This window comes from Alcanivorax sp. HI0083, assembly GCF_001635175.1.
This window is the reverse complement of record NZ_LWFX01001353.1, coordinates 18,076-29,024: the sequence shown is the minus strand read 5'-3', so window position 1 is coordinate 29,024 and position 10,949 is coordinate 18,076. Positions and strand designations below refer to the sequence as shown.

Genomic DNA, 10,949 nt, shown 5'->3' with positions numbered 1-10,949 from the left:
TTTTACTATATTTAGGATTCAGCCCATTTAGCTGAATCTTATGCTGCACTCGGCCAAGCTTTGTTTTAGTCTTTATAAGCTCAACGCTAACCTTTGACGCTCCTAAATATTTCAATTCATTATTAAACCTTCCAACAAAAGCATCGGTCACAAGGATCTCTGATACTCGACCAGCCTCTTTTGAAACAGCCGTCGTATTAACCGACTTCAACCACTCATCGATTTTCTGTCTTTCCTTAAGCTGTAATACTTCGTCTTTAATTGCCTGAATATATCCACTAGCCCACTTTTTTGCCTTAAGATCAGCAAGCGCCTCTTGGAGACTCTTTTTATCGAAACTTTCTGCATCTTTATTATGCTGCTGAACCTCCAGCCCCAGAGCCCCTATTAAAGCTACTATTTCACCGAAAAAATCCTTAGGAAGATCGTAGTGTATACGCGAAGACCGATTTTTATCTCTCTCATTGATTGTGACCTTTTCAATCTCATTCCAGGCCTCGGTCAAAGCAGGAAGCCATTTTTCTTCATCAAGCTGTGCAGCCTGAATAGCAGTTACCAGCGCACTCTCTTGTGGCTTCATGGGCAAGCTATTAATTGCATTCTGAAGAGCCAACTCAGCTGCCGTAGCTGACGACTCAAGCTCACCTGCGACGTAGTTCTCGAATTTGACTAAGCGCTGCTTGGCGGCCTCATCTAGCTCTTGCTCACACAGAACACACTTGGCCCCTTGAACTACAACAGGGTACTCACTGCCAGGGTACGCCTTATCCTCTGAGTATTTTCGGGCAGCCTGCCACATGGCTTTCCATGTTTCATTTCCAAATCCATCGAAGCTGGTTTCATTGACTATAGCGTCTGCTGCCTGCCTGGCTACCTTTCGTTTCAGCTCAGAATCCTCTTCAAGCTTCTCCAGCACTTTCAGCGACTTACTAGAAACCAGCTCCGCAGCCTCAACTAGCTGATTGATGATAAGCTGCATCTGAGCAATTCGCTTTTGCTTTTTCCCCGCTAATTCTAAAGGAGAAGTCCTAAGCCGCTCTTCAAGACCAGAAAGCGACCGTGCATCCTCTTCCGTAAATTCAAAAAACGCCTCAACCGTCGATACATCCGAGTCATGTTTGAGACGATCATACATCGCAGCAATATATTTACTATTGCCGAATTCAAGCGGCCTAGCAGGGAGCTTGGTTGTAATTTCATTCTGCTCTGATTTTAATTTTCTCTGCAGCTCTTTAAAAATAATAACCAGCTTTTCAAATAATGCGACCTCATTCGGAACATAACTAACCTCTTGCTCCTTATCGATATAAAAAACACCTGTTTGGCTATCAAAAACATCCACAGGAGTCAATTCATCCACAGGGTGTCCATTTGCCTCCCAGACAATTTTTTTATCCACCCCATCCACCCTGGCAAAAACTGTACATTGCCGATTTTGAGGCGCACTCGTAAACACATTGGGAAGAAGTTCCGTCGCATTAGGTTTCCCACACATCTTCTTAATGATGCGGGCATAACCAGACTTCCCAGTTCCATTGCTTCCATACACCACAGAAAGGTCAGGAGAAAAAGGAAGCGGTGTTCTCGGCGCAAGGGCATCGATCCCTTCTATCTCACCAATTGACACGATTCTAAGATCACCAGCCAAAGCAGACGAACCCTTGAGCATTCCACTCAAATCGACCACCCCTTTCTCTGCTTTCTTTTTTGGTTCTTTTAATAGCACCAACAGCTCATTGATGAGCTTTTCATTGATCTCCTGCTGGGAATACATCTTTGTCGCCGCCAACTGAACCCAATGAGGCTGAGAATTAACCCAATCCATTATTTCCTTGTTCACATCACTCATGCCAGCTTCATCCTTTCTATCTTATGGCTCAACCTATTTTCAAAACTGGCCTCTGTAAAAAGCATTTTTCAACATAGAAAATTCTGGCTAATAGATAAAAATAAATCTTCGCCCATTGATTTATTGAATGAGTGTTTGGCGACGAATCTTTCGATCGAAGTGGCCGACTCCTCAAATTTTCTCTGCATGTCTAACGGAGGAACAAGAACCTCTACTTTCTCAAGATTTTTCTGGCTAATTCCCTTAATGGTTGCACCGGTAACGTATTTCCTGACATGGTGATCCTTCACTGAAGGATCGGACAAATACTGAAATAGATACCTCTTATTTATCAACTCAGGGTTCGGCGTTAACCGAATCATTGACGACTCAAATATCAAAGGTTCGCTCGACTCTGGAATCAAGGTTGGCTTAGCGGCCCCTTCATAATTCAACGAGCGGCGCGATATCATTATATCCTCCACTCCCAACCCATACTTTTCGATTTCTTTAGCCGAAGCATTCACTCTCTTGAGCTGCCCTCGAGGAACCACATCGTAAAATGCGTCCGCCATATGAACCATTTCAACACCTTTTGAAGAATATTTTTCTTTTGGGAAGTAAGCGCCGTTCTGAAGCTTCCCAACCACAAGAGAAGAAAGAGTCTCCACTTCCCACCCCTTCGGGTTAGTCACTGGATCACCGAACATATCCAGAAACACGGCGCGGAGGAATTCGTCGGCGAGTTGGATGGCTTGCTGGCGTTTGTGGCGGATGGCGTCGGCTTTGTCGAGGATGTTGGCGATGCGTTTTTGTTCAGTTAGGGGTGGGAGGGGAATTTCAAATGACTTTAAATCTGACACAGAAACATTTGCAATTACTGCATGCTTTGCCAAAGCCTCAATTTTTTGTACAACTCTTCTTAAGGACCAATAAAAATAACGTGTATCTACCCCTGCTCTTGGAGAAAGCCTAACAACACGTTGGTTTAATAATGCTTCTCCATATTGCCACTGACAAAGTTTTACATTTCCTGAAAGGCTCAGTAAGAGGTCTCCATTCTTTATTATATACTTATCAAGAGGTTCACCATCCCAATACACAAAGTCAGTTTTTGTATCTGAGACATTTTGAATCCTGATAACTGGTAAACCAACGCTGGGATCTGAAGAAAAGTTAGCCGACTTCCATGCATTTCCTGACAAAATATCTGCCACATCGACAATCTGTCTCATCGGCCAACTCACAGCATCCCCTCCAAATCCTTCAAATCGCCCATAATTTCTTCTTCCAGCGCCATTAGCCGTTTGAGGATCACTTTCGGGTCTTCGTACTCTTCCTCTTCGTACACCACTTCCTTGTAGCGATTGATGGAGAGGTCATACTTGTTGCTGGCGATGTCGGCGGCGTTGACGACGAAGGCTTTCCGGGTCTTGTCGCCAAAGGCTTTTTCTATTTTCTTGTCGCTGGCGTTGGCTTCCACCAGTTCCCTGTACTGCTTCCATTTGGCAATGGCATCTGGCAAGTCATCGCCGCCTTCGCCTTTCAGCGGGGTGCGCTTGTCGTCCAGGCTGTAGCCGTCGGCTTGTAGATCGTAGAACCAGACCCGCTCGGTGGTGCCGCCTTTGGTGAAGAGCAGGATGGCGGTGCTGACACCGGCGTAGGGTTTGAACACACCACTGGGGAGGCTGACGATGCCTTCGAGCTGGTTGTTTTCGATGAGCTCCTTGCGCAGTTGCTGGTGGGCCTTGGAGGAGCCGAACAGCACGCCATCGGGGACGATGACGGCGGCGCGGCCACCGAGTTTTAGGGCGCGAAGGATGTGGGCGACGAACAACAGCTCGGTCTTTTTGGTTTTGACCAGGCCGAGCACATCCGGGTTGGTGTTGGTTTCATCCAGACTGCCCTTGAACGGCGGGTTGGCGAGGATGATGTCGAAGAAGTCTTCTTCCTGTTCCGGGTAGTTTTCCTTTACGGACTTGTTGAGGCTGTCCTGATACAGAATATTGGCGCCGTTTACGCCGTGAAGCATCATGTTCATGCTGGAGACGCGCAGCATGGTGGTGTCGAAGTCGAAGCCCCAGAACATCTGTTTATTGATGTGTTCCCGGTAGGGGTCCAACAGGTCGCCGGTGTAGTGCTTGTTGCCCTCCTCGTCTTCGAAGGTACCGGCATCGCTGGAATGCACCCGGTTGAGGTATTCCATGGTGCGGGCCAGGAAACCGGCGGTACCGCAGGCCGGGTCGCAGATGATATCGGTGGGTTGCGGGTCGATCAGCTCCACCATGGCATCGATGATGTGGCGCGGGGTACGGAACTGACCGTTGATGCCGGCGGTGGTGAGTTTGCTGAGCAGGTATTCGTAGATGTCACCTTTCACGTCGCTCTGGGTGAGCGGCAGGTTATCGACCATTTCCACGGCGGAGACCAGTACGGATTCGTTCTTGATCTCCAGATCGGCGTCTTTCATGTATTCGCCGATGTGACCCAGGGCCTGGGTGGCACTGCCTTCGCTGCCCAGGCCCTCCTCTTCTGCATGTTGCCCCAGGCTGGCAAAATAGGGGTAGACCTCATTTTTGAGGTGTTTATGCAGCTCTTTACCGCTGAGGTTCTTGAAGTTCTTCCAGCGCAGTAGCTGACCTTCGGGGGTGTTCGGGAACAGGCGGTCGAACTCCTTCTTGCTGCGGGCGGCTTTACGCTCTGCCACTTCTTCCTGCATGTCGAGCATGCGGGCGAACATGAGGTAGCTGATCTGCTCGATAACCGTGAGGGGGTTGGTGATGCCCCCGGTCCAGAATTTTTCCCAGAGTTTGTCGATGTCGTTTTTTAGCTGGCCTGTGAGCATTTAGTTGATCTCTTGATTCGGTGTTTCATCTGCTGATTCGTCAGCATCTGTATGTGATTGGTCGCTGATCTGGTCTATCGATTCGCCCTGAGCGGTTGTTTCCTCATCTTGCTCTTCTGGTTCTTCCAGCGGCTCTACGATCAAGGCAAGGCGCTCGGATTCAATATCGGTATGCACAGGCTCCAAGCTCGGCAGTGACTTGCTAACTTTGGTGGAAAGCTGGCCGAAGCGCTCCACTTTCCCATACAGGCCCTGCTGCCCCGCCAGCGCCGTTATGGTGTTGTTGTAGTGGCTGCTGACGGTTTTCAGGGTGCCGCCCAGCTTGTTGAGCCGTTCTGCCACGGTGCAAACCTGATTAAAGATTTCACCCGCCTTTTCGGAGATCTCGCGGGCTTCCGCATTGCTACGCTCGATCATCCACAGGTTGGAAACGGTACGCAGGATAGGAATGAGCGTGGTGTGGGAGACCAGCACGATGTTCTTCTTGTAACCGTATTCGAACAGCCCCTTGTCGTATTTGAGGGCCTCGATATAGGCGGGCTCGATGGGCATGAACATGAGGGTAAAGCTGGGGCTGCGCATGCCGATAAGGTTGGTGTAATCCTTGCCTTCCAGGTCATCGATATGGCGTTTGATGGCCTTGACGTGTTCATCCATGGCCAGACGGTGCTCTTCCGGGGTTTCCGCGCTGACGGCCTTGTCATAGGCCACCAGGGATACCTTGCTGTCGATGATGATGTGCTTTCCATCCGGCAGCTTGATCAGGTAATCCGGGCGCTTTCTCTTGCCTTCGGCATCCTTGAACTCGCTCTGGGCGTCGTAATGGTCACCTTCGATCAGGCCGCTCATTTCCAGGGTGCGGCGGAGCTGCACTTCGCCCCAGGCACCGCGCTGCTGGGAGTCGCCCTTCAGGGCCGAGGTGAGGTTGTTGGCTTCGGCGCTCATCTTCATGCCGATTTCCAGCACTTCACGGATTTTGCCGTTCATCTCGGTCTGGCCACGCACGGAGGATTCATGCACTTCGTTGACGCGCTTCTGGAAGCCTTCAATCTGCTCACGGAAAGGCTTGAGCATCACGTCGATGCTGGCCTTGCTGGTATCGGTGAAGGTCTTGCCCTTTTCCTCGAAGATCTTGTGGGCCAGGTTCTCGAATTCCTTGGTGAGGGACTGCCGGGCCTCGCCCAGTTGTTCTAACTGCTCCTTGTAGTGCTCTTCCTTGCGTTCCAGGTTGGTCTTCAGTTCGGTGTGTTCGGTATTCAGGCTAAGGTAGCGTTCATTCAAGGTCTTATGGGCTTGTGCATTTTCAGCGGCCTGGTCTTTCAGCTCCTGAATGCGGGCATTGGCGTCCTCCAGGCGTTTCTCGCTGGCACGGATATCGGACTGGGCCGCTTCCAGGCTTTTCTCTGCATGGTGTTTTTCATCACGGATGGTTCGCAATTCGTCCCGCGCCTGCTGCAGCTCTGATGTTGACTGGGTCTGGAGTTCTTGAAGGCGTGTTTGGCGTTCCTGAACACGGCTCTGCTCTGTGGCAAGCTCGGAAGTCAGCTTGCTCATTTCCAGTTCTTGCTGGTGAGTGGTTACTTTTAGCGTCGAGACTTCTTGTTGGGCCTGTGCCAGCTGTTCCCGGGTTTCTTGCAGGTCCGCCTTGCCCTGATCGAGCTGGCCTTCCAGACCGGCAACCCGTTTTGCTGCTTTCAGCGCGGCCAGCAAATAGCCCACGCCGATAAAGACCACGGCTGCAACCGCCATTACCACGCTATGTTCGGTGTTCCAGAGCATCCTTCGTCCTTATTCCTTGTCAATCAATGCGCATCATCCTGGCGCAGAAAGGGTTTCAGCACAGCAATGAGGTCATCCACATCTTCAGGGCTGAAGACGCCGTCGATGCCCTCGTGGGAGATGCTGTCGAACGGTGCCTCGTAGAGCTTGTCCACGACGATGGAACCATGCTGGGCAATGTGGTTCTTGAGCAGGTTCATGAAACGCACCTGCTGGGCAGTGAGGTTGGGGTGCTGGTGAAGAAACTGTTTAAAATGGTTTTCCACTGCCTGCGGGTCCAACCCGATGATTTCCCGGACGGTGACAGCCAGTTGGTCGGCGGTACGGCCATAGAAGTCGTTAAGGACTTCGAGGCTGACGCCGGGGTGGCTGGTGAGGATGGTGGAGGTGAGCGTTTCCAGCTCCGTCACGGCAATGGGCTCGCCCTGGCGGATTTTCTGCAAGACCGGGTTGGCGGCCAGCATGTCATCGAGTATGCCTTTCAGGCGGCGACGGTAGATCATGGCTTCGTTGGCACCGGCGATGGTGACTTGCCGCTCCCCTTCCGCTACTCCACCATCAGACGTACCGGTAGAAGGCGTGGTGTAGCCGCCTGTTCCGCCGGATTGCTTGTATTTCATGATGCCGCGCAACCCGCTGCGGGCATTTTCCAGTTTCTCGATGCTGGGCTGCTGCCAGAAGTCTGCACTGCGTACGTCGGCGATCAGGGCATCTTTCTGCCGGACGGCCTGGATATTCACCGCCAGCTTGTCCAGTTCGGCCAGGAATTCATCCCGACCATCTTCAAAACAACTGGCCTGCTCCACCAGGCAGCGCTGGATGCTGGCGATCAGCTTATCCAGCGCGGTGGCGTGCTTGTCTCGCAGCACTCTGGCTGACATAAGGGGCGATAGCGTTTCGGCAAGCTTATGCCGGGTTGAGGCCTCGAATTTCTTCAGGGCATCGGTTTGCTGAAGCTGGTGTACCAGGCGCAGCTCACGTTTTACGGCAACGCTGGTTTCCGGCAGGTCGTTGATGTCTGCCTGAAGCAGTGCGATGGCAGCATCGAATGCTGGAGCATTACTGTTCTTGAGTGCGCTTTCGGCCAGCTCCAGACGGGCCTCGAAGGTGGTCTGCAACAAGGATTTTCCGCCGGTGTCTTCCGGCTCTTTATATTCCTGCTCGAAGAAATCGAAGTTGCTGTAATGATCGAAGATCAGGAATTCGGTTTTATCCTTGCCGGGGCCAAACAGGTTCGAGCATAGACGGGTACCGCGACCTATCATCTGCCAGAACTTGACCCAGGATTTGACTGGCTTGGCAAAGACCAGGTTGACCACTTCGGGGACATCAATGCCGGTGTCGAGCATGTCGACGGAAATGGCGATGCGGAAGTCATTGTCGGCTTTCTTGAATTCCTTGATCAGGCTATCCACATGAGGAACCTTGTTGTGGATGACCTTGCATACCTTCGTGCCATATTGCGGATAGAGCTTGCAGAACAGCGCTTCCAGGTGCTCCGCGTGGTCCTGGCGCTGGGCAAAAATGATGGTCTTGCCCACCAGGGAACCGGTTTCATCCTTGATGCCGTTATTGATCAGGTTTTCCAGGATGATGCGGTCGGTATCTTCGCTGAAGATCTTACGGCCAATGTCCTTGCCGGCGATGGTGGTGTTGCGGGCTTCTTCCTCTCCCAGATCCTCTTCCAGCCGCTGCTTTTGCTCATCATCCAGGTCGTTGTAGTGAATGCCATCACGCAGGAAGTCGGTGGTGAGATCCTTGACCCGGAACGGCACCAGGTACGGCGGTTCGTTGTTGATGGCCGCATCCAGACCAAATTCGAAGGTGGGGTCAGTGGTTTCACAACCGAACATGTCGAAGGTGTTGCGGCTGATGAATTTCACCGGGGTGGCGGTGAGCCCCACTTCGAGCGCATCGAAGTAGTCAAACAGATCCCGGTATTTGTTGTAGATACTGCGGTGGGATTCATCGGCGATGATCAGGTCGAAAAAGCCCACGTCCAGCTGCGCGAAGCGGTTCATCATGCCGGGATAGGTGGCGATGTAGATGCGCGCATTCTGGTCGATCTGGTTGGTTTCGCCGATGACACAGCGCGGTTCGCTGGGCAGGTTCTGCTTGAAGGCATCATCCGCCTGAATGCGCAGTTCCTTGCGATCGCAAAGGAACAATACCCGCTTGGCCCAGCCGGTGCGCAACAATAGCTCGCCCAGGGCAATGGCCACTCGGGTTTTCCCCGTGCCCGTGGCCTGAATGATCAAGGCCTTGCGGCGCTGGCCTTGAAAGTGAGCGGCAACCGTTTTGATGGCTTCTATCTGGTAAGGGCGATCCGCAATGCGCAGCTCCGGGTTGAACTTCTCCAGCTCGGCGGCGCGGTAGTGGCGCTGGTAAATCAGGTAATTTAGGCTGTCTTTACTATAGAAACCGTAGACCTGACGGTACGCGTTGTACTGGTGATCATCCCAGATGAAGGTTTCGTAGCCATTGCTGTAGAAGATGACCGGGCGCTGGTAGCCCATGCGCTCAAAGGCATCGGCATACAAACGGGCCTGCTCGCGGCCCGCCTGCAGGCTGGTGTTTCCAGATTTCTTGGCTTCCACGACAGCCAGGGGCTGGCCGTTATCGCCCCACAGCACGTAGTCGGCATATCCCTTGCCTGATGGGTTATTGGGGAAGTCCACTTCGACTTCCTGGCCAACCTGCTCCGGGTCATCCACATCCCAGCCTGCCTTGGTGAGCATGACATCAATGAGCTGCTTGCGGGTTTTGGCCTCGTTCCACTGCAGGCTATCGGTAACCGCCTGGCTTTTCTGGTGCTTCTCTTGCTGCTCTATAGGCTGGGGCGGATCGATATGCTGAACATTTTTCGTCCGCTCTCTATCCAACTCATCCAGGAGAGCCTTTACCTCCTCCTGCCGGGCTTCCAGCTTTTCCTTGTAAGCACTGACCGATTGCTTTAGCTCGCCAAGCGCAGCGGATTGATCCGGGATTTCCTGGAAGTCAGGAATATCTGCCTTCTTCTTCCCGTAATACTTGATTGCCATGTACATGGCGAGCTGGTGCGCTATACCCAATGCCAGTTTGGCATCCCGCACCGAGCCCTTGGCACCATGAGCGGTCTCATTGCCCTGAATGCGCAGAGCATTGATCTGGTAGATCAGCGGCTTGCTGGTACAGGCTGTGAACACCGGGTCTTTGAGCAACTCGTAGAAGCTCGCCTGAGGCAGGCGCGGAAGGAGCTCTTCTTTGTAGATGGCCTTGGTGACCTCTTCTGCAAAGCCCCTGAGCCGGGTCAGGGCGCTGCCGGGATCAATATGCAGGACCGCCTCGGCCAAACCGGCCACTTCGGCCAACGACTCATTGGCCGGGCGTAGAAACTCGAAATTGACAGACTTCATAAATCCCTTTTCCCCTGCCTGCCCCGGCACGACACCCCTATACACCGGGAGGCGAGGCTCCATAATGCTTGGCGATTCTTGCTCATTGTCAGAATCCCAATGCTCTTCGCTCTCAGCCCTGATGCCACCTTGATGGCAAAGCAGCTTCTCAAGACGCGTGAAGTATATTCACTTTTTTGAGAAGGCTATCACAAAGAGCTATGACTGCCTCCCCCTCTACATTTTACCCATCCCTATTTCTCTGCAATCTGCATAATGCTCTGTTTAATCAACATCATATTGCTGTTTCAGCTCAGCCAGACGCTCTTGGTCCCTCTCGCTGAAGTCTCTTGTGGAATACAGGGCTTCCCCATCCGGCCCATCCAGCTTTTCCACCATCACGGTAAAGACGGCATCTGCAGGGGCATTCACCTTGCCCCAGTCAGAATAACTGTTCGGTGCCAGCGTCCAGGTAGCTTCTTCGCCGGGCTCCAGACCACCTGAGATGCTGTAATTGAACTGATCTTCATGCCAAGGCACGCTCCGATCAGGGCTGGCGATGGTGCCGGAGAAGTAGGCACGGGAGATGGCCTGATCCGTGCCGTTCTTGACCGTTAGCTCAATGATCGGCTGTTTGCCAAGGTATTGCCTTTCTCGCATAGTGAAGCGGGAACGTACCACCTGGAACTTATCCAGCTGTTGTTTGGCCTGCTCAGCCTTGTCCCGCTTGGCAACAAGTTCGCGGATCTCGGCCAGTGCCTGCTCTTTCTCGCGGGCTTTGCGCTCGGCCTGAATTTGCTCTGCTTGGGCAAGCACCTGCTCCGCCGTCTTGCCGTTCAAGGCGTCGCGCATTTTGCCCTCCACATCACCCGCATCGGCACCGCCATTGGCAAACAGGCTCTTCATATCGATCTGACCAAAGGCGATCAACTGAACCGCCTGATCGAAATCTGTCCGCTTCGCCTCAGGTAATGACTCCCGCACCTTGGCTACTGACTCTTTCATGTTGGCCTCACTGGAGGCGTCAATGGTGGGGTCTGAACAGCCTGTAATGGCCATGACCGCCAGGACCAGCATCAGTAGTGCATAGACTTTCATTGTTTTCTCCTTTGCCACTTTTCCC

General features: G+C 52.5%; 6 protein-coding genes. All 6 read right to left on the bottom strand.

What is annotated here, in order from left to right; genetic code table 11:
• Positions 1-1,849: hypothetical protein (locus A3754_RS20380; RefSeq protein WP_063521158.1), on the bottom strand; the 1,849-nt coding region annotated here is incomplete at its 3' end.
• Between the two features lie 68 nt (positions 1,850-1,917).
• Complete coding sequence (locus A3754_RS20375) at positions 1,918-3,063, bottom strand: restriction endonuclease subunit S (protein ID WP_082872239.1); 1,146 nt, start codon at positions 3,061-3,063, stop codon at positions 1,918-1,920.
• Positions 3,064-3,071: 8 nt separating this feature from the next.
• Positions 3,072-4,673: a class I SAM-dependent DNA methyltransferase gene (locus tag A3754_RS20370; RefSeq protein WP_063521156.1), complete on the bottom strand. Its 1,602-nt coding sequence runs from the start codon at positions 4,671-4,673 to the stop codon at positions 3,072-3,074.
• Positions 4,674-6,452 (bottom strand): DNA recombination protein RmuC, encoded by a 1,779-nt coding sequence (gene rmuC / locus A3754_RS20365; protein WP_063521155.1) that lies wholly within the window; start codon positions 6,450-6,452, stop codon positions 4,674-4,676.
• 23 nt (positions 6,453-6,475) lie between these two features.
• Positions 6,476-9,847: a DEAD/DEAH box helicase family protein gene (locus A3754_RS20360; protein ID WP_063521154.1), complete on the bottom strand. Its 3,372-nt coding sequence runs from the start codon at positions 9,845-9,847 to the stop codon at positions 6,476-6,478.
• Positions 9,848-10,111: 264 nt separating this feature from the next.
• Positions 10,112-10,924, bottom strand: a complete 813-nt coding sequence (locus A3754_RS20355; RefSeq protein WP_063521153.1) for a DUF6694 family lipoprotein — start codon at positions 10,922-10,924, stop codon at positions 10,112-10,114.
• Positions 10,925-10,949: the final 25 nt, after the last annotated feature.

What these genes read in the sequence shown, in the direction of transcription:
- A3754_RS20375 (WP_082872239.1), bottom strand. Translation starts at nt 3,063, where the DNA reads ATGAGACAGATTGTCGATGTGGCAGATATTTTGTCAGGAAATGCATGG.
- A3754_RS20370 (WP_063521156.1), bottom strand. Translation starts at nt 4,673, where the DNA reads ATGCTCACAGGCCAGCTAAAAAACGACATCGACAAACTCTGGGAAAAA.
- rmuC (WP_063521155.1), bottom strand. Translation starts at nt 6,452, where the DNA reads ATGCTCTGGAACACCGAACATAGCGTGGTAATGGCGGTTGCAGCCGTG.
- A3754_RS20360 (WP_063521154.1), bottom strand. Translation starts at nt 9,847, where the DNA reads ATGAAGTCTGTCAATTTCGAGTTTCTACGCCCGGCCAATGAGTCGTTG.
- A3754_RS20355 (WP_063521153.1), bottom strand. Translation starts at nt 10,924, where the DNA reads ATGAAAGTCTATGCACTACTGATGCTGGTCCTGGCGGTCATGGCCATT.